Source organism: Nocardia sp. BMG51109, from assembly GCF_000526215.1.
Lineage (GTDB): Bacteria > Actinomycetota > Actinomycetes > Mycobacteriales > Mycobacteriaceae > Nocardia.
In genome coordinates, this window is record NZ_JAFQ01000004.1 from 202,474 (window position 1) to 221,844 (window position 19,371).

Annotated in this window: 19 protein-coding genes and 1 pseudogene; 16 read left to right on the forward strand and 4 right to left on the reverse strand. The window is 64.2% G+C overall.

Translation table 11 applies throughout. The features are described from left to right. The first annotated feature begins 119 nt into the window (after positions 1–119). A complete protein-coding gene (locus tag D892_RS0102285; protein ID WP_232235957.1) occupies positions 120–515 on the forward strand; it encodes a hypothetical protein in 396 nt (131 codons plus the stop codon). 155 nt (positions 516–670) lie between these two features. Beyond that, positions 671–1,270, forward strand: coding sequence for a 2'-5' RNA ligase family protein (locus D892_RS0102290; RefSeq protein ID WP_051498963.1), 600 nt, complete (start codon positions 671–673; stop codon positions 1,268–1,270). On the opposite strand, the gene D892_RS40210 is transcribed toward D892_RS0102290, so the two are convergent. Next, a complete protein-coding gene (locus D892_RS40210; protein ID WP_156959343.1) occupies positions 1,251–2,600 on the reverse strand; it encodes a transcriptional regulator in 1,350 nt (449 codons plus the stop codon). The genes D892_RS0102290 and D892_RS40210 overlap by 20 nt on opposite strands. A 439-nt stretch (positions 2,601–3,039) precedes the next feature. Between D892_RS40210 and D892_RS0102300 the strand changes: the two genes are divergently transcribed. The 8 genes from D892_RS0102300 (at position 3,040) to D892_RS0102335 (ending at position 10,342) form a co-directional block, all read left to right on the forward strand. Next, the gene (locus D892_RS0102300) at positions 3,040–4,332 is read left to right on the forward strand and encodes a JmjC domain-containing protein (protein WP_024799698.1); all 1,293 of its coding nucleotides are present in this window, start codon (positions 3,040–3,042) and stop codon (positions 4,330–4,332) included. A gap of 5 nt (positions 4,333–4,337) precedes the next feature. Next, complete coding sequence (locus tag D892_RS0102305) at positions 4,338–5,171, forward strand: DUF3865 domain-containing protein (protein WP_036567926.1); 834 nt, start codon at positions 4,338–4,340, stop codon at positions 5,169–5,171. A 56-nt stretch (positions 5,172–5,227) separates the two neighbouring features. Continuing rightward, the gene (locus tag D892_RS47540) at positions 5,228–5,386 is read left to right on the forward strand and encodes a hypothetical protein (protein WP_198036814.1); all 159 of its coding nucleotides are present in this window, start codon (positions 5,228–5,230) and stop codon (positions 5,384–5,386) included. A gap of 185 nt (positions 5,387–5,571) precedes the next feature. Next, positions 5,572–6,540 carry a fatty acid desaturase gene (locus D892_RS0102315; protein ID WP_232235958.1) on the forward strand — a complete coding sequence of 323 codons (969 nt, stop codon included), beginning with the start codon at positions 5,572–5,574 and terminating at the stop codon, positions 6,538–6,540. Between the two features lie 52 nt (positions 6,541–6,592). Next, complete coding sequence (locus D892_RS0102320; protein WP_024799701.1) at positions 6,593–7,702, forward strand: inosamine-phosphate amidinotransferase; 1,110 nt, start codon at positions 6,593–6,595, stop codon at positions 7,700–7,702. A gap of 29 nt (positions 7,703–7,731) precedes the next feature. Continuing rightward, positions 7,732–8,610 carry an amino acid--tRNA ligase-related protein gene (locus D892_RS0102325; RefSeq protein WP_024799702.1) on the forward strand — a complete coding sequence of 293 codons (879 nt, stop codon included), beginning with the start codon at positions 7,732–7,734 and terminating at the stop codon, positions 8,608–8,610. Positions 8,611–8,725: 115 nt separating this feature from the next. Beyond that, a complete protein-coding gene (locus D892_RS0102330) occupies positions 8,726–9,103 on the forward strand; it encodes a GFA family protein (RefSeq protein WP_024799703.1) in 378 nt (125 codons plus the stop codon). Positions 9,104–9,208: 105 nt separating this feature from the next. Next, a complete protein-coding gene (locus D892_RS0102335) occupies positions 9,209–10,342 on the forward strand; it encodes a cation:proton antiporter (protein WP_198036815.1) in 1,134 nt (377 codons plus the stop codon). Here the strand turns inward: D892_RS0102335 and D892_RS0102340 are convergent. After that, the gene (locus tag D892_RS0102340; RefSeq protein WP_036566659.1) at positions 10,322–11,473 is read right to left on the reverse strand and encodes a DNA alkylation repair protein; all 1,152 of its coding nucleotides are present in this window, start codon (positions 11,471–11,473) and stop codon (positions 10,322–10,324) included. The genes D892_RS0102335 and D892_RS0102340 overlap by 21 nt on opposite strands. Before the next feature lie 291 nt (positions 11,474–11,764). Between D892_RS0102340 and D892_RS0102345 the strand changes: the two genes are divergently transcribed. The 5 genes from D892_RS0102345 (at position 11,765) to D892_RS0102365 (ending at position 16,840) form a co-directional block, all read left to right on the forward strand. Beyond that, positions 11,765–12,064: an IS5/IS1182 family transposase gene (locus D892_RS0102345; protein WP_024799706.1), complete on the forward strand. Its 300-nt coding sequence runs from the start codon at positions 11,765–11,767 to the stop codon at positions 12,062–12,064. A gap of 242 nt (positions 12,065–12,306) precedes the next feature. Then, entirely contained in the window at positions 12,307–13,329 is a 1,023-nt protein-coding gene (locus D892_RS0102350; protein ID WP_156959345.1) for a hypothetical protein, read from the forward strand. A gap of 321 nt (positions 13,330–13,650) precedes the next feature. Beyond that, positions 13,651–15,009 carry a hypothetical protein gene (locus D892_RS0102355; RefSeq protein WP_156959346.1) on the forward strand — a complete coding sequence of 453 codons (1,359 nt, stop codon included), beginning with the start codon at positions 13,651–13,653 and terminating at the stop codon, positions 15,007–15,009. Then, the gene (locus D892_RS0102360) at positions 15,006–15,344 is read left to right on the forward strand and encodes a hypothetical protein (RefSeq protein WP_156959347.1); all 339 of its coding nucleotides are present in this window, start codon (positions 15,006–15,008) and stop codon (positions 15,342–15,344) included. Before D892_RS0102355 ends, D892_RS0102360 begins: the two co-directional genes overlap by 4 nt. Before the next feature lie 167 nt (positions 15,345–15,511). Beyond that, positions 15,512–16,840 (forward strand): hypothetical protein, encoded by a 1,329-nt coding sequence (locus tag D892_RS0102365; protein WP_156959348.1) that lies wholly within the window; start codon positions 15,512–15,514, stop codon positions 16,838–16,840. 146 nt (positions 16,841–16,986) lie between these two features. On the opposite strand, the pseudogene D892_RS44780 reads toward D892_RS0102365, so the two are convergent. Continuing rightward, a pseudogene (locus tag D892_RS44780) lies at positions 16,987–17,299 on the reverse strand (Lsr2 family protein). A gap of 202 nt (positions 17,300–17,501) precedes the next feature. Between D892_RS44780 and D892_RS46310 the strand changes: the two are divergent. Next, a complete protein-coding gene (locus tag D892_RS46310) occupies positions 17,502–17,846 on the forward strand; it encodes a hypothetical protein (RefSeq protein WP_156959349.1) in 345 nt (114 codons plus the stop codon). A gap of 670 nt (positions 17,847–18,516) precedes the next feature. Here D892_RS46310 and D892_RS0102370 read toward each other — a convergent pair. Then, a complete protein-coding gene (locus tag D892_RS0102370) occupies positions 18,517–19,179 on the reverse strand; it encodes a nucleoside hydrolase (RefSeq protein WP_024799711.1) in 663 nt (220 codons plus the stop codon). Positions 19,180–19,371: the final 192 nt, after the last annotated feature.

Consider the following 19,371-nt stretch of genomic DNA (forward strand, 5'->3'; position numbering starts at 1 on the left):
GCGGTTGATCCAGCTGTGCCGGCGTCTAGGCGGACTGCAAAGTGATCACCATGTCGCCCATCTGAAGCACCGGATCGCTACGCTGGCGGCGGGATGATCCGGACATTGAGAGGGACATTGTGGACAGCGACAACGTGCACGGTGGCAAGGTGTTTCGAGCGGCGTGGATCGCTGGCGTGACCGAATACTATCCCGGTACGCCGAAGGATAGCTACATCGCGCCGTGGGAGGACACGCCGGAGTGGGAACGTGTCAGTGCGGCGACGGTCTACGGTCAGGTCGCCGATTTCATCGCCGTGACCGACGGGGCGGCGTCGCGGCTGAGCCCGGAGACAAAAGGGCAGTTCGTCGCGATTTGCTGGATAGCGCAAATCTATAGGCACATAACCGATCCCAAGCCGAGCTATGTTGCGCCGTGGGACCAGTTGCCCGCCTGGCAACAGCAGACAGACATTGGGATCTTCGAAGCGATCGAGCGGGACCTGGCGGTCGAGCAGCCGGCCGCCCTCGGATGAGCACGCCGTGCTCGTGCAGTTCATTTCAGCGGCCGGACGGGTCATCCCAGTTGCGGACCGGTAGCGCACCTTTCCCTCCGCAGCCACCGGCGTCACTCGCCGATGTCGACGCTATTCGAGATAATGATTGGTCCGCCTACGCGAGGCTCGGGCAGTTGGAAGATCATTGGACTCTGAAGCCGTGGCCGACCGGTTATGCGGCGTACTACTGGTATCTGACCTTCGACGATCCGTCGCTGATTGCGTTGGCAGAGCACTGCCAGCGGCGCCTCGACCACCTTCGTCTGGATCCGGTTCCCCGCGATGGGTTTCATGCGACTGTGCTGAAAGTCGCTGCAGCAGATGCCGTCGGTGCCGACGATCTGGAGGTGCTCGTTGCTGCGGCGCAGGCGCGGCTGGCTGACTTCGAGTCCTTCTCGTTGCAGGTTGGGCCGTTGACCGGTTCACCGAGCGCGGTGCGGTTCTCGCTGGCTCCGTGGGATCGGCTTTCGGTGTTGCATGCTCGCCTTCGGCAGAGTGTGATCGATGTCCGGCCGTCGTTACGTCCGCGGTCGACGAGCGAGTTCCGGCCGCACCTGGGAATTGCCTACAACAATCGACGTCGCCCTGCGGGCCCGGTCGTCGCCGATGTCGCACGACTGCGTGACGTCGATCCGGTCACGGAGTTCGTCCGGTCGGTGGCCCTGGTCCGGCTGGAGCGCGTCGATCACCAGTACCGGTGGGACGAGTGCGCAGTTATCGCACTTCAGTCCTAGCCTCAGGCGTGGTCACGGGTTCGGCCTGTTCCGACCATTCGCGGAGCTGGTCGACATAGTCGCGGACCTTGCCTGTCTTCACCGTGGTGACGGTTTCGGCGAGTTCGTGGGCACGTTGCCACACGGATCGGATGGGTCGGTCTCGTGAGGTGTCGAGTGCCTCACCTCCGAGGTCCATCGCGTGGTCGATGTCGCGATTGCGTTGTCGTACAAGGGCTGTCGCGACATCCAAGCGAACCAGCGATCGGCTCCACACCGAGTCCGATGCGTTGACTTGGTTTTCCACCAGCTGTCCGCATTCGAGTGCTTTGCTGTACTCGCCGGCCGACAAGTACGCGGTGGCTGCGTTGGCGAGCAGACGCGCCTCGCTGAAAGGCACGAACGCGAGCGCTGGTGTCAAACCGGAGGGGATTTCCACCGAGGACGCGGTCGACATAGCCGCGTCGATCGCGCGCTCGACACCCGTGGAATCTCCCATCTTCCCCAACGCACGCGCCAGCCCATTGGCATACAGGCGGATGACCTGGCTACCATCGTCTGCCCGTCGAATACCCTCCTGGGCGAATTCGACGGCGGCAGTGTAGTCACACTGGTAATACGCGCAGAAACTCTGCGTACCCCGAACCCATGCCTCCAGGTTCCGGTCCCGCAGGAAACCCGCGATGGCGAGGGCTTCTTGTCCATAGATGGTGGCGTGACCGAATGCGCCGCGGTTGACAGCCATGTACGCGAGGACGCCCGATAGTTTGCAGGCCAGACGATGTAACCGCTGCAATTGCTCGGGTTGGCGGCATTGCCCGACCAAGGATTCGACTTCTCGGCGCAACGAGCGTGCTTGCGGCGCCGACCGCACCGGCCCCTCGAGTTCGTATCGATCGAGGATGCCGCCCAGTGCAACTTCAGCAACGGCGATGACACCGTCGTCGACATCGCTGCTACGTAACCGCCGCATCCGCTGAATGATGTCCGTAGGCGTTTCGAACGCGGTCGTGTCCGGGGCCGGGACGGTGAGTGCCGTTGCCGCGCGGGAAGATTCGTGTCGCCCGGTCGCTGGCTTGTGGCGTGCCCGCCAGGACGTTTCTCCCTCGGCGATGATTTCGTCGAACCGCATGCGCTCGACGTCGGTTGCTCGTCTCTCCAGCGTGGTGTCGAGAATCGCCTGGGTAGCCGATCGAAGCGTTGCCGTACCCAAGCGCGACCGCCAGTTGGTGACCGTCGTCGTTTCCACTCCGAGGAGCGCGGCGTACTCACGGATGGATTTGCGCATGGCTTCCTGCAAGGCGGCGGCTTCGAAGCCTGTCCATTCCCGTGCCCGCACCATTTGCCCCACCTACGCACTCGATGCCCTACCAGGGAAAACCCCACAGTAGCCCTACGGTACCCCACCACTACGCGGTTACGCGGCTACTTCAGAGCCCGCGAAACTTGAAGGCAGGCACTCGAGGCGAAGCACCCTCTCAGCCCGCCGTTCACGCGAGACCCGTGACGCCTGCTGAACTGACGACAGCTTCGCACTCGCGCCGAGTGCATCCCAGATGACGAGGGGAGCAAAGCATGTCGTGGACACAGACCAGTTTCGCTATGCGACAGGCTTGACCGGGCGGACACCTTGGCAAGACCACCTCAAGACCGTTGGTGCGCTTGACATTTCGATACAACACCCATCGGTCACGTCTCGACGAAACGCTTTCGATGGAGCGGAGTCCAACGGAACGGAAGGAGCCGACCGTGAAAAATCAGGTGACATCCCCGGAGAGGGGGCGAGTGACATGACCGTTGCCGAAGAGACGGTGAAAACCTGGCCGCCCTCCCGCGAGTTCTGGTCTGACCGGTTCCGGTCCGAGACGGCCGGAGCGACGGTTCCGGTGCTGTTCAAACATCTCGTTCCCACCGACGTGCTGGGACACGCGGAGGTGTTGGCAGGGCTGCAGCGTCTGCGCCGAGCGGCGGCCGACGGTGATCCCAGCTCTGCTCGCGCCAGGGTGTACGTCGGCGAGGATCGGCGAGACTCCCTGGTCGACACCGTGCTCGGCGCACCGTGGAACGGCGACGAGCCGTTCGTGTCGTGGATGCAACGCCTTACCGGCGCCGACCGGTTCAGTCTGGTCGTCAACAACCTCGAAACAACGTCTCCCATCCTGTCGTCGGTTCTCGGTCAGCTGGTCGAGTCGGCGTTCGGTGGCTGGGGCGTACCGATCGGCGGATGCGAGCAGGTCGCGTTCGCCGGCAACTACGCGGGCACCGCGTTCGGTGTACACGAGGGGTACGAGGACGCATTCCTGGTGCATCTCGGCCCCGGAGTGAAGCACTTCTACTGCTGGTCCGGAGACCTGTACCGGGAGCTGACCGGTTCGGGCGCACCGACATTCGGTGACTACAGCTGGCTGCTGGATCACGGTCAGGTATTCCACCTGGAACCGGGTGACGTGTTGTTTCTGCCGCGGCGAGTCTTCCACGTCGGCGTGCAGGACGAGTACTCCGTGTCGATCGCTATCGCCTTCTACACCTATCCCGACTCCCGGCTCTTGGCCCGGTCGGTGCTTCCGACCGTGCTCGAGTCCGTGGTCGTCGACGACACTCCGTCGCCGATGTACCCCATCGACGGAGGCCCGGAGCCGGTCGCGGCGGCGCTGGCGATTGCTGCCAGTGACATGCTTGAAACCACGGAACGGGCTCTGCCGCAGCATGTTTACGCACAGGTGACGCAGCGGTGGCAGGCGGTGCTCAGCAACGGCGGCTGGGAGACCGTCGAGCACGACCTGGGACGACTCGACAGCGCACGGGAAGCAGAAGCGGCACTCGCAGGCGGCGCGACCCGGATGCGGGTGCGTTCCCCGTTCCGGCTGTACGCCATCGACGGCATCGACGATGCCCTCAGCATTCGAATCACTGTGCGCGGCATAACATTATCCGTTCCGGAGTCGCCGGACTGGGCCGCTGCCATATCCAGATTGGCTGCGGGCGAGACCATCACATTGACCGACGCTCTCCACGGTGACGCACTGTGGGATCTGTTGCGCACCGGCGGAATTGACGTTCTCACCGTCACCAAGGAGCCGTGATCACCATGTCCGTGTCGAAGGTCCAGTCCTATCTGGACCAGCATCCAGCGACTCACACCGTGATCAGCAAAGTCCTGCGGAACGGGGCGGCCGACATCAGCGGGGACGAGTTGGTCGACAAGCACCTGGTCCCCGTGATGGACAATGTCTTCGCGCAAATCACCGAGGAAGTATCGCCCGAGACTCTGACACGAGACCAGGCTGCCTTGTATATCAGGGAGCTGAGTGTCTTCGCTCGCTACAACGCTGATTTCCTGCGCCGGGCCGCCGATGCAGTGCAGGGCGGGTGCATGGAACTCGCGCACGAGTTCCGCCGCAACCATCTGGAGGAGGGCGGCGAGCGCGGGAAGGTCCCTGCACACTACACCCTGTACTCCGGTGCACTGCTGACCGATTTGGGTCTGCTGGTCAACGGTCACGTTCCTGCGCCGGAGACGGTGACGCTGGTGTCGCTACACGATTGGTTGGTCGATGGGTCGTCGGTCAGTCGGATCTGCGGGGGCTATTACGCGACCGAGGGCGTCGCCATCAACGAAACCGTGCTGTTGCGGTCGATCACCGACCGCTACGGGCGGCTCGCTGTCGGCAAGGCGAGCGGCCAACTGCCGCAACTGGACTACTACTACTACTCACTGCACCTCGATGAAGGCCACGAAGCCGCGACCGTCGAAGGGCTGAGCGTCGAAGCGGCCCACATCGAGGGCATCGCCCGCTTCATTCGCGAGTACCAGCTGTTCGGTCTCGATCTTCCGCAGATCGTCGATGGCTGGCTGCAAATCCTCGACGGCATGGCCCACTGGTGGTCCGGCCTGACTGCTCGCGCCCGTTCCACGACCTGACCCGCGCGGTCCCGCGAGGCAAAGCAGTTGTCTCGCACGGTGAAAGGAGAAAGAAAGTGAACAACACCCTGAAGTCCGGTGTTCGGCCCGACGCCAGCCTCAAGGCAGGTGTCCGGCCGGACACCATGAAAGCCGGTGTGCGGCCCGACGCCGTGCTCAAGACCGGTGTGCGGCCCGACGCCGTGAAGACCGGCATCCGCCCCGACGTGTCCTGAATCCTCGGCGGGGACTCGGTGCCCGCGCGACTGCCGTGCGGGCACCGGGGAACACCGGTCGCGGCACACCCTCCGCGTCGGTGGGGTGCGCCACAACTCGCTTCGTTTCGAATTCCCGGAGTTGCCCCATGACAGTCAACCTGCAGAAACCTCGCCGCCGGCCGTCGGCCGGTGCCTCCGGACCGGTGCGGCGCGCACTGGGGCCAGAACTGACCCAGCGACTGGATGACTTGTGCGCCCGTAGCCGCTCGGAAGGCCCGATGGATGTGGTGCGCGACTACGCAGTCGTCGCAGCGACCGCCGCATTAGGCACCGCTGTCGGCCACCCGGCCGCGTCACTGGCGTGCGCGAGTTACATCGGTGTGCGCCAACGTCACCTGTCCAACCTCACCCATGAGTGCATCCACACCAAGCTCACACGATCCCGGCGCGCCAACCTGCTACTAGGGCACGTCCTTACCATCACGCTCGGGGAACCGTTCACGCCCTACAAACGAAGCCACCGCCTCCACCACGCCAAACTCGGCTCACCGGACGACCCGATGCTGCAGTCGTACCTGTCGCGCAACGCGCACCACCCGCGACCGAGCAAGGCAGCGTTCGCCTTTCACGTCCTCGCCCGCAACGCCGTCTCCACCCTGCCCGCGTCCGCAATGGTGAAGCTCGCAGGGAAGTCGCCGGACGAAAGCTGGGGCGCGGCGCTGGCACGCTGGAGCCTCTGGTCGGCCGCTACCGCGTCCGCAGCCGCTACCGGCCGACTGGGCGCCTTCGCCCTCTACTGGGCGATCCCGTTGATCGTCGTCCGTCCGGCAGTGACCTGGCTGACCGATCTCGGCAACCATGCCGGGCTGATCGAGAACGACGACCCGTTCCGGCAGACCCGCGGCTGGACCTCACACTGGCTGACCCGGCATCTGCTCGGCGGTCACAACGACGACATGTATCACCCGGTACACCACCTCCTTCCCAACGTCGGCTGGCGCCAGCTCCCGGAAGCCGAACGCCTCCTGCGCCGCGAGTACGCCGGCTGGGCCGAGGTGGCGTGGTGCAGCGGGTTCTTCGTCCGCCGTCGGTCCACCCCCGACATCCCCAGCGTTCTCGACGACATCGTCACCCGGTTGCAGCCCATCAACAACGGCCGCAATTCGTACTGATCGCCGAACTTCACACCGAGCACGTCTCACCGCCGTCTCAAACAGGACAGCCATGACCCAGCCCAGCCACAGCATCAATAGCTTCGACGAGTGGACCCGCCTGGAGGAAGTGATCGTCGGCGACCCCGCGTCCTATACCTCCCACCACCTCGACACCAGCTTCCAGCTGTTCTACCTCGACAACGTCACCCCCGACCCGAGCATCGGCCGCGAGCTGGCGATCCCCTCCCGCCTGGTCGACGAATTGGCAGAAGATGTCGACGGCTTTGTACAAGCCCTCGGCGATCTCGGCGTGCGAGTGCTGCGCCCGCAGCCGGTCACCGACCGTGCCACGATCTGCTCACCGTGGTGGAACGCGGTGGAGACGCCGCCGCTGAATGTCCGGGACCAGACAATCGTGCTCGGCGACACGATCGTCGAAACCGCGCCACACATCCGCGGGCGGGTGTTCGAGAACGACTACCTCAAGCCCCTGTTCTATGGCTACCTTGCCCGTGGCTGCGGCTGGCTGGCGATGCCCCGGCCCGCGCTGGCCCGCGCCTCGCTCGACACTGGGTACCACGACGCGCACGACTTCGATCTCACCGGACTGGTCGAAGACCCCGCGACCCGGCCTATCCCCGGACTCGGACACGAACTGATCTTCGACGGCGCACAATGCATGCGATTCGGGCTCGACATCCTGGTCAATATCGCCAACGCCAACCACCGGCTCGGCTTCGACTGGCTGCGTCGCACCCTGCCGCAGTTCCGATGGCATCGCCTCGACGCCGTTGCCGACAGCCACATCGACAGCATCATCGTCCCGCTCCGGCCCGGCCTGCTGATGCTGCGCTCCCCCGATTACCTAAACACCCTGCCGGAGCCTTTGCAACGGTGGGACATCATGTACCCGCCCGAGCAGGACGAGTCCGTCTTCCCCGACTACAGCGACTTCGGATTCAATCTGACCAGCCGCTACATCGACATCAACGTGCTGTCGGTCGATGAAGAGACCGTCATCGTGAACTCACTGTGCCCGGACCTTATGCGCACGTTGGAAAAGCACGGACTCACCGTCGTACCGGTCCAGCACCGCCACCGCCGGTTGTTCGGCGGCGGATTCCATTGCTTCACCCTCGACACCGCCCGCGCAGGTACCGCAGAGGACTACTTCGCCTGACCCGTACTCGTGACGAAAGGCCACCGACCGTGCTCGACAACGACACCATCACCGTCAAGTCCGAACTGCTGTGGAGCCTCCACAATATGCTCCACGACGAAGGATTCAAGGAGCTTGTCACACCCACGTTCCGGCGTGCCGACGATCTGACCGGCAACCGCCCGACCGCTACCGTCGGCGCGCCCGGGTATCTACGCAGCATGATCGGGCCCGCACTGCGATACAACCTCCAATACACACCCCGCATCTACGAGATCGGACCGTGCTTCCGCACCGATATCCCCGACGCCACCCACAACCGCGAATTCTCCATGCTCGACCTCTACGCCGCCGACGAGGACTACACCTACCTACTCGATTTGGCAGAGCGGATGGTGCGACTGGCGTACTCCGGCGACATAGTCCACTTGTCGGTCGCAGACCACGTCTGGACCACTCTGGGGATCGATCTCAAGAACGAACCGCTCGAATCGCACGTCCTCGCCGACCACCTCGCAATGCCGGCCGAAACTCCGCTCCCCGCACTGCTCGATGCCTATCTGCACTCCGAGATCGAGCCACTGACTCTCGGCTGCGCCACCTTTCTGGTCGACTTGCCGCTGGGAGGAAACGAACCATGCGCTCGGCGCCGCCCCGACACTGTCGCCGTCCTCAACCGGTTCGAGGTATTCATCGACGGAATCGAGGTTATCCACGGTTACGAAGACGAGACCAACACCCACGAATTCCTCACCCGCGCCTCCGCAATCGACCTCTACAACGCCGAACAACACCTGGTCCAGCAGGCCATCCTCGCCGGCACCGTCCCCGCAGCCAGCGTGGGGCTCGGCATCGGCATCGAACGACTGTGCATGGCCGCCAGCGGCATCCGCGACATCCACCGATTCCTGCACTCGGCATGTTTCTAGTCAACGAGCATAAGTCCGATCGGACACGGTTCTACGCTGGTCGCGCGCGAGCACCGGACGCCTCGACCAGGGGCCGAGACGACGCAGTCACAACACCGACCATAAGGAGACTTTGATGTACGAAGGCGGCTGCCTGTGCGGGCAGATCCGATATCGCACAACCGGAAAACCCGACTGGCCGCACCTGTGCTCCTGCCCGCACTGCCAGAAACTCGGCGGATGCCCGGTCATGGCCTGGGTCGACTTCGCAAACGACACCTTCGAATGGACGGGCCCCGGCGGCGAGCCCCACTGGTACGCCACCTTCCCAACCACCCGACGAGGATTCTGCCCGACCTGCGGCAGCACCGTCGCCGCACTCGACGACGACGCCGAAATGATGGGCGTGACACTGATGTCCCTCGACGACCACACCAGCCTCGTGCCCGAGCACCAGTCCTTCAAGGACCACGCCGTCCGGTGGTTGCCCGTACTCGCTACGACGGACGAATGACATTTCGCCCGGCCTTGTCGGCGCACCCACACCGCGATGAACTGCCGGGGACCAATGCCCAGTAGTCAGACCACCGCTCTGCTGGCTGATCTTGCCCTTATCCTGGTGGCTGCCCGCGTATTCGGCTGGATGGCCGAACGGATCGGTCAGCCTCCCGTGGTCGGCGAGATCACTGCCGGAATCCTCGCCGGACCGACCATTCTCGGCACCTGCCTGTCCGCGTCCGTGTTTCCCCCCGATGTACGCCCGTCGATCGCCGCGCTGGCGAACGTCGGTATCACGCTGTTCATGTTCGTCGCCGGACTCGGAACCGACATGCGGGTGTTCTCACAAGCGCGGAACACGGTACTGGTCGTGTCACTGTCGGCATACGCCGCACCGTTCGCACTCGGATGCGGCGTCGCGGCGACAGTGCTGGCCCGGCACCACAGCATCGGCCAGGCCGAGTTCGTGGCATTCGTCGGATGTGCGTTGGCGGTCACCGCGTTTCCTGTACTGGCCCGAATCCTGCACGACCGGCGCATGTTCGACACCCCCGCTGGCCAGCTCGCCCTCGGCTGCGCAGCGGTCGAGGATGTCCTGGCCTGGGTTCTACTCGCCGCCATCATCGCCACCGCCGACACCGGAAACCATCAGCAATGGCGGCTTCTACTGCTCATCCCGCTCCTCGCAGGGACTCGGTGGATTGTGCGGCCGCTACTGACACGTACAGCGAAGGACACCAATGACGTCTCGGCATGGCTGGTCGCGGTCTGCGGCGCATTGCTGTGGGGCGCGGCGACCGAATGGGCCGGACTGCACCTCATCTTCGGCGCCTTTCTGTTCGGCGTCGCGTTCCCCTCCGAACTCCGGGCCGCCGCCGACGCCGGGATCCAGCCACTCGCTCAGCTGTTACTGCCCTGCTTCTTCGTCATCGCTGGCCTACAAGTCGACCTCACATCCATCGACACCGCCGCAGCCGCAGAACTCGCAGCGCTCATCACGTGCGCCGTAGTAGGAAAAGCAGGCGCCGCCTATCTCGCTGCCCGCTTGACCGGGACCAGCGCCCAGGACGCACGCATACTCGCAGTACTGCTCAACACTCGGGGACTGACCGAGCTGATCCTCCTCAATGTCGGGATGGCCGCGGGAATCATCGGCTCGCAACTGTATTCGCTGCTCGTCGTGATGGCCTTGGTCACCACTGCGGCCACCGCACCACTACTGAACGCGGTACGATCAGTCGAGGCTGGCGGATAACGCGGCATTGTGAATCTGGAATCCGACGTCGGCAACGCGCGTGCCGTTGATCTGGATGTGGAGGTGCCCGGGTCCAGGGCCGAGCCGGCGACTCGCAGTCGGCCGCAGCGTCTGTCTCTTGGAGAGGACGACTTGCTCACCGGCAGGCAGATCGAGGGTCTTGAGCTTGAACACGGCTTCTCCACAGCTACCGGTCGAGGCCCGTGCATACTGGACAACAAAGTCGATCATCACGCGTTCCGCTCTCCGCGCACGAACAGACACGGTGAAAGCCAGGTCGCCGCCCAAAGCGATGTCATTCGCCTCCAATGCCAAGCTCACCACCTCGACAGCAGGTGACGTCGATAGCCCCAGGAACTCAAAGGCACCATAGTGGCCCTGTTTAATCAGGGTCCGCAGCGCCTGCCGAACAATAAAATCCATTTCACGAGGACTCTGCGTTCCCAAGTCGCGCCAACGTTCCAACGTCGCCAACACTAATTCGGGATCGATGCGTGAAATGTCATTGAGGTGATTGGCCACCGACTGCGTAACGAAACGGTGCTCGTCTGAAAAAAGGTTGTCGAGAACAGGAATCGCCGATGTCACATGCAACGCAATACGCGGCGACCACGGCAGCAACGGGCGGGTTCCCTCGCTAGCCAGGCGGCGGACATGGTAATCCGAATCGACACTCCACGCCGTCACCGACGCTAGCGTCTCGTCCGGGAAAGCATTCAGAAAGTACCGCAGGGCATCCTCTGCCGTGAAGTGCTTCGTCATCTCCGCTAATGCATCCAGCGAGGTTCTAAGATGTGGCCGCGCACACCCATACCGGGCAACGAAATCAGAGTAGGGCGCATATGTGTACAGGCCGAAGTCGGGCCCGCGAAAGTTTGCGTCGTCGTGGGCCGGCAAGGCCGATACGACAACCTCGATGGCCCTCTCGATATCTCCAGGCAGGTATTCGGCGAGTTTGTCTGCCACCCAGGCGACCCGCGCCTTCAGCTCCAGCTGCGGAAGCTTCGCCACAACAGCAGACACGAACCCACCAGCGTCGAATCCTGGATAGACCGCCGCAAGATCCGCAGCGATGACCTGAACCCGCGCCGGACTAATCGCAGTCTCTTTTAGCGGAACCCCCATGCCCATGACAGAGTTATAGCACGAACACACATAGAGCCTCGGACATGAGTAGTCCGATCTCTGCCACAGTCATCGCCGACCGTCGACAACTGCCGCTCCCGACCGGTCACTGCTCACAAAAGCCTTGTCGCTCACCGCAGTTCGGGCATAGCCGCAGACCAGGGCGGGCCGGTCATCGCGGGGGACGAGGTCGTCCGGTTTCCGGGCCGACCATGGCCCGGTATCTCGCCTCGATCACTGGGCGGGTCTGCCGGACCAAGTCGGTGTATCCGGGAGTGCGGGACATCTGCGCCGGATGTGCCCGGTGGATCAGGCTACGGCTCTCGCGCCAACCGCGCCTACCTGCGTGAACGTGGAATCAAGGCCACGATCCCGGTGAAGGCGGATCAGGCGGCCAACCGGAAGAACAAAGGCTCCGCCGGTGGCCGGCCACCCGCGTTCGACGCCGAACGATACAAGTACCGTCACGCCGTCGAGTGCGGCATCGGCCAGCTGAAGGAAAACCGTGCCATGGCAACCAGATACGACAAACTCGCAGTCCGCTACCAGGCCACCGTCCACATCACCGCCATCAACCAATGGCTCCGACATGGGTGAGGGCGGGCACACGCCCGCCCTCACCCACTTTAAAACACTGGCTAGTTGAAGTTTGCCCAGCCGTAGGTTCGTGCCCTGGGGCGCGGTCCTGTACGCGACACGGAACGATCGGTTTCCGGGCTTGGCGGACCACCGCCCGGGTGCAGTCGATCGATTAGTCTCGAACACAGGCTCCATCGATGGTTCGCGGTGCGCCCGACCCGGCACTGCACCGGCCAGAGACGCCGCAGGGAGGAGGTTGCATGAGGAGCGAATCGGAACTCGCTGTGTACGAGTCTCTGAAACCCGACTACCGCGAAATCGTGGATGTCGTCGACCTGTTTCCGCGCGGGATCCAGGCGAGGCGGATCGCGAAGATGACGCATCCGCGGTCCTGGGAAATCGACGAACACGACATCGATGCCCGGCAGATCAAGGCCATCCGCGATAAGCTGGCGAGACTGGAATCGAAGGGTTTCGTCACGATCGAACGGACCCTTGACTACGGAAACATCTACCGGCCGGTGAACAGTGACTTCGACATGGCGACCTGGACGCTGGAGCAGGGCCGGGAGTTCTACGCCCGGCAGCGGGCCGACCGGACCGGCACCGACCAAACTCCGGTCGCTGCCTATTCGATGATGCTGAGCGTATGGCGCAACACGATCGTCGAGGACGCGCACGCAGGCGATGGACTGAACCGCATCAGCGATGGCGAGATGTTCGCCGCGAACGTCTCCATATTCCGGATGCTGCGTGACTTTCTGGAAGCCGCAGACGGGACACACACGGCATGGCAGCGACTGTCTCACGAGGTGATCCGTCCGGATCGCCTCGCGGCGGGGTCGAGGACCGTCGAGGATCTCGTTGGCGAGTACTACGACCGGTGGGCGAGACACGCGGAGAATACGGTGATGTACTTCGCCGAGTTGACCGAGCGCGACGACCACGATATCGAGTGGTTCATTTCGGTGACGTCGTGTTTCGGCGGTGTGCATAGGGACTGGTTCGGTATGCCGGACTGGCCGCTTCTCGTGAATGCGTTTGTCGACAAGTCGTTTTCGGGATCGCAGCCCTTGGAGGACTACGACGACAGCGTCATCGACATGTTCCCCACGCTGGTCGAGCACGCCCGCACACCGCGAGTGCTGCCGATCGACGCCGAGGAACTGCGGACCGGACTGCTGACCGGCCCGGATCATATGGATCCTGACGTGCTGGAGTGGTGCATCGACGACGGGATCGGATTCATGCGAGTCCATCGCCGCCCGCGCGAGAGCGCGTAGGGCTCTGTGAACGGTCTTCGGCAAGTGAGGCGGGACCTGCCTGGCAGAGCCGTCAACGCCTCACTGTGTGGCAACCCGGGACCATCCAGGTCAGCCGCGTGCCAACGGGGCTCACCGTCGCAGTTATCCCGGCCCTGTGGGTGGCCGAAGCTGTCAGTCACGTTGCGGGTGTGGAGCAGGCGCGGGACGTGGGAGCGGTAACACGGCCGCCTCGTCCACCCTCGGCACCCCGCTCGGCGACAGATCTGCTGCTGACGTGACACGAATATACCGCCGTTGACACGCCACACGCGGGTGGTTGGGGACTCGATCATCGGACAGATGTCGGTCTGGCCGGGCACACTGAGCGACATGGGCGTGTGGGGCCATCTATGGGGCGTCTTGCCGGACGAGTTGAAAGACAAGCTCTGGGGCAAGGTCAGGGAGCATCTGGGTGAGAGCTTGAGGCCACGGCTGGCGTTGAACCTCGGTGGCGCGCGGTTCGACGACGGCAACCCGTTCCTGTGGCCCGCACCGCGAGGCGAGGTTGGCGTCACGGACGCCGAACTCGGTTCGACCTTCGAAGCGTATCCCGATCTCGCCGCCATGATATTGCAAGAAGCCATGCAGCACAAAGGATTTCGTGCCTACTGTGCCAGCACGGAAGACATCTCCCTGCACGCTGTCGCGGCCGGATCCGTTCCAGATCTGGTTGAGCTGGCGCTGCTGGAGTCGCCCGGTGACCTGGCCGCCGACGGGAATAACCTCGACCTGTTACTCAGGTGGGCAGCGGTCACCGCGCGGGTCGGTTCGGTTCCGCCTGAGCTTCGTAGAGCAGCCGCTGTCGCCGACGGTGTCCGCGCAGGGTTTCATCGAGCGAGGTATGTCGCTGACCGCCGGGGCGATCGCGGCAGGATGCGGGCTCGTAGCGCGAGTATCCCGGCTATCGAGGAAGACGCAGCTTCTGATATCGCCGAAGTTGTTGCAGCGGCGGTGGTGTGCGAAAGACTCTTCAACTACGGGCAGGGGCTCGTAGGGGACGGCGCACGCCGTGAATTCCATGTCGCTGTCCAGCAGCATCCTTCAGCCTGGCAGGAAGCGCTGCCCTGGCTGCTGCAGATTCTGAACCCTCGCCGCAACGAACTCGTGGACGGCACCACGATCGCCCTCGCGGCAGACCCTGGCATGCATGGTGCCCTCGCTGACGCCACTGCCCACCCGATACCCGAGATTGCGATGCGCGCCTCGGGACTTCACGCGGTCGTCGCCAACCTCGACGAGGCCGGCGCCCTGTCCGTCTCCGCGATCGCACGGCGGTCCGATCGAGCGCGGCACGAGTTCCCGCGTCCCCTCGCCGAGCCCAGCGCAACATGGCTGTCCGACCTCGAGTTGGAGGCGATGCTGTGTGACGCGGTGGGTGACGCTCGAAAAGCGTTCGCCAGGGAGTTCGCCGATTTCGCGGCTCACGAAGAAGAAGGGCACCTGCGTAGCCTGATGAAGGAGATCGAGTCGACGCTGCGCACACGCCAGCACATCCACTCGATCTCCGGCGAGCCGGGCCGCGCGCCCGAGGTGATCACCAAGTACCGACCGTATCCGAAGTCCGAGGAGCACGATGGCGGTGCGGACCTGGCGCTGGTCGTCGCGATCGAGGTGACGGGGCGCGGCTGTCGATCACCTTTGCCGAGTTCGTGCAGGTGAAAAAATCCCATCAGACGGCCGGTGCCGCCGATTCCGACAGATGGACCATCAAGCTCAGCCAGCTCAGTGACCTCCTGGCGACGAGCCCGACAGCCGCATACTGGCTGATCGGCGCCGACGGTGAGATCTACGTGGTTCCCGCGAAACTGCTCCACGCGCACGCGGCAGGACGACACGTCGTCGACCAAGGCACCTTCACACTGGGCTACTGCGAAATCCGGCACTCGGCGATCAGCCCGGAGGGGTACTTCACCTACCTCACACTCGGCACCTGGACGGGATGCACGGACCAGGACACGGTTGCCGAGGCTCGCGGCACCGGCCAAGGTAATTGAACCCGTGCGCGCGCAGTCTTCGAGCTCACCATCCGAAGCGCCCCCGAGGAACTCCGATGATCGAGTCGGTGCACACCCCCGGGGCCATCGCCATCCACCTCTGCGCCGGGCACGCAGGCGCATAGTGCCGTCGCCACTGTCGTTCAAAGTTGAGGAGGGGGCAGGTCGTGTCGCGGATTGCACAGCTGGCAGTGATCGCCGTGACCGCGGTGTTGCGGGAACGTTTACGCCGTCGCAGCGGCCGACAGGTCGACAGGTCCGTCCGTGTCCAGAAGCCCGTGCCGCCGCCCGTTCAGGTTCCCGGCGCGCCGACCGAGACCGGTTCCGTGGCTGACGAGATAGGCGCTGCCTTCGTCGAGGTACGTGCCGAAACCCGTAGCCGCGCGGTGGGCGTCGTCGGCATGGCTGCGGTCGCGTTGCTGGCGATCGCGTACGCGGCGTGGATCGTCGGTGCACCGAGCAGGGAAACGATGCCACCGAACCTGCCTTTGCCGCTGGCAGCAAATCCATGGCCCAGCCTGCGGGACACGCTCGAAGGCCGACTCTCGGCACCGGTCGCATTGACCATCAACCTCGCGCTTGTGGCCCTGTGCGCGTCGGTCACCATCGCGCTGGCCGTAGGCCGAGACCAGCCGACCGACCTGCGTACCCAAGCAGCGCACCTGCAGTGGCGTGCAGGGTTGCTGCGGGTAGCAGCAGTTGCCGCGCCATCAACCATCGTGGTCGGCGTCATTACCTGGTTCGGACCGCTGGGCGGCGACAGTATTGGCTACCGGGTCGGTGCCGACCTCGCGGCGCTCCTGGCGGTCCTGGTCGTGGTGGCCATCCAGACCGACGCCAGCGACCTTCGCCAGCGACTGGCCGCAGCACGGACAGCGGCGAGACTCCACAGTGTCACGGAACGCCGCCGCTACCTCGGTGTCCGGCCGGGTTCGACCCATCGACGGCTCTGGGCATCGCGACCACGCCGCATCATCTTCCTGTATCTCCCTCGCCTTGCCGTCCTAGCATTACCGGTCGTCGCCACGTCGGTACTCGTCGAGGGCCTGGTCGGTTATGTCGTTGACGACCCGGTTCAGTTGTCGTGGGACTACGTCCGTGAGCTGGCAGTCGCAACCGTATCGGAGGTGGCGCTGTTCGTGATGCTCACATCAATCGTCCTCGCGTCCTGGACACGGCTGACCGCCTCGTGGCGACGCCGTACGGATCTTGTGGTCGCCACCGTCGGGCGGTCGGCCTGGATCGCGTTCAACCTTTCTTCAGTAGTGGTTTACGGCGCCACGGCCCCGGTATTCGGCGCACGCTGGGCCATGGTGAGTGTCGCCGGGCCGACCGTGCTGTGGTGCGTCATCGCATGGACTCGGACGAACCGGCACAACGCGGGTTTTCTCACGTGGTGTGCGGCCCCGTTGTGGCTGAACATAGATAGAGAGTTGCAACTGAAGGAAGACCGGCTGAAGACACAGTTGGAGGGGCTTCAGTTCGCCTCGAACTGAAGAAGCACAGAACGGGTTCCTGTCTCCGTATCACATGCAGTCCCAGGTAGAGCATTCCCAGAGGTCCCAGATCGTGCGCGCTGAGTGGGCGAGGTATTGCCGCCCGGCCGCGCCCCCATGACGCCTCGCTCTGGATCGGACGGGTCTCAGCTCGCCCTGTTGAACGCCGTCACGATGTCGGCTGGAATGCGGCCCCGGCTGGACACCTCGTACCCTTTTTTCGCGCCCAGTCCCGAATCGCGCCGGTCTGTTCTTTGCCGGCCGTGGTCCGAACGCCAGTCTTGTTCTTGCCTTTCGGGATTCGGCCAACCTTGCGGCCAGACCCCCAGTCCACTGCTACACTATCTCGCGCAGCTTCCCCGCGTTCTTCATCGACAGGTCGATCTCGTACTCCACACCGTCGACACCGAAGCGGACAGTTTCCTCAGCCTTGGACTTACCGTCGTAGTCTTCGATCAGCTCAACGGTGACCTTCTTAGCCGTACCTGGCTCCTCTCGTCAGAATGCCGGAGCAGCCAGCGTAGAACGACGGTAAGAAGGGGCGTTCGACCGGCACGCGACCCTCGCTGACCCGATGCCGGACACGCCCCTCGCGGCCCCGAATCCACCGACAGCCGGAAAACGGGGTTCGGTCTCATCGCTCACGGCCTATGCTCGCGGGGTGAGCGAAGCCCGCCCCCACGCTGTACAGCGCTGTCCCGCATGGTGTTCCAACCACTACACACCACGCGAGGGCGACGACCTCGACCTCGGGCACATCCATGAGGGACTGGAATCGACCCGGGAACTAAGCATCTTCGGCAACTTGCCGCTCACCACCTCGATGCTCCGGGGAGACACTCTCGCCGGCGACCCCGAGTCCTACGTCATCGAACTGCGCGACGGAAAGGCACCGCTGCTGGCCCTCACCCCCGCCGAGGCTGAGCACCTGGCTACTCAGCTGCACCTATTAGTCGACGAAGCTCGACGAGCACCTGCCGCAAACCAATCCGGTTCCCTCGAATGACTGACGCACGGACTCTACTGTCGTCGGACGAGCCCGGTTGGGGCAACCGCGTGGCTGCCACGCTACTCAGTGCCCCTGTATGGTCGCACTCGGACGAGATCCGCGCGACTCCGAAGAGCTCGAATTTTCGAGTGAACCATCCTTGTGAGACGCGACACCTAGGTTGTGGAACCACGCGCGTTGAACGCACCGGTCGCCGAACGCCATGAGAGAGTTGACACGAGTTGCACCCTGCCCGACCGCTAGCGTCCGGCGGTTTCAACCCGCCATCGCAACACAAGGTCGGATTTCATCCTGCCAGTTCGGTTTTCGAACACCTACGCCGCGCTTCGCCACCCGAGGATCTTCCACGGGCGGGGTATTGATTCGATGTTCGACCACGCGCAGGTCAGACCTACGTTGAGCAGCCAGTACGGGCCCTCGCCGCTCCGAAATTTGTACGAATTTTGCCCACAACCCACCCAGGGCTGTCCTAACTTACCAACGGTCGATATCACCCGTTACCAGGATGTCTCCGTACTCGGCAGGGCGCGCCATAGCTAGCCAATCAGGGCTTGACCCTCACGTGGCGTTAGGTAGCCCCGGCGCTGCCGGGTGCGACGAGTACGTGAATCTCGCCCAGCACCCGTGCCATCACCTCCTCCCCCATCGCGGGATCGCGACCAGAACGTTAGGTTGCGCCCGACGCGGCACGCGGAACTCGCAGAAGGTGGCGCCGCGCCCGACAGAGCGGCTCAGCTCGACGGACCTGGCGGGTGAGGTTGAGGCCGAACATGCGCACCGCGACGCTGGACCGCAGCAGGCCGTCGAACGCTTCGGGGTCGGCGTAGGCGTTGAACTCGGAGGCGGCCGTGTGGTTGCCGCTTGTCGCCGAACCTCCCATCCAGACCATCGAGTCGATGGCGTCGGCCAGCTCCGGGTGCAGCAGCAGGACGACGGCGATATTCGTCAACGGGCCGGTCGCAAGGATCGTGACCGATCCGGGCTCGGCCGAACGCAATGTCGCGGTCAGAGCCCCGACCGCGTCCGTGTCGGCCTCGGCGCGGCGGGCGGCGGGGAACCGCCGGCCGAAGGTACCCATCGCGCCGTCACCGAGCATCCGCTCGATCGTCTGCGGTTCCTGCGCAAGCGGTTTCGCGGCTCCGCGATGCACCGGCGTGTCCAGGCTGCAGAACTCGACAGCGTCGAGAGTGTTCGCGGTCGTGTTGTCGATGCTGGTGTTGCCCACGACCGTCGAGATTCCCAGCAGGTCTACGTCCGGCGCGTGCGCGAGCACCATCAACGCCACGACATCGTCGAATCCGCTGTCGCAATCCATCCACACCGCACGCATCGCTCCCCTTCCTCATGAGACGGCACCGCGGGTGGCTCGGATCATCGCGCGGACTGCCGAAATACGCGACTGCTTTCCCTGCTCCTCGGCCAGACGCGCCCGGCTTTCCCGGAACGCCCGGCCCTGAAGACAAGATGCGCGGCTGGCCGGACCCTCGGTCTGCCACCATGGCGATGGTCTGACACTCGATGC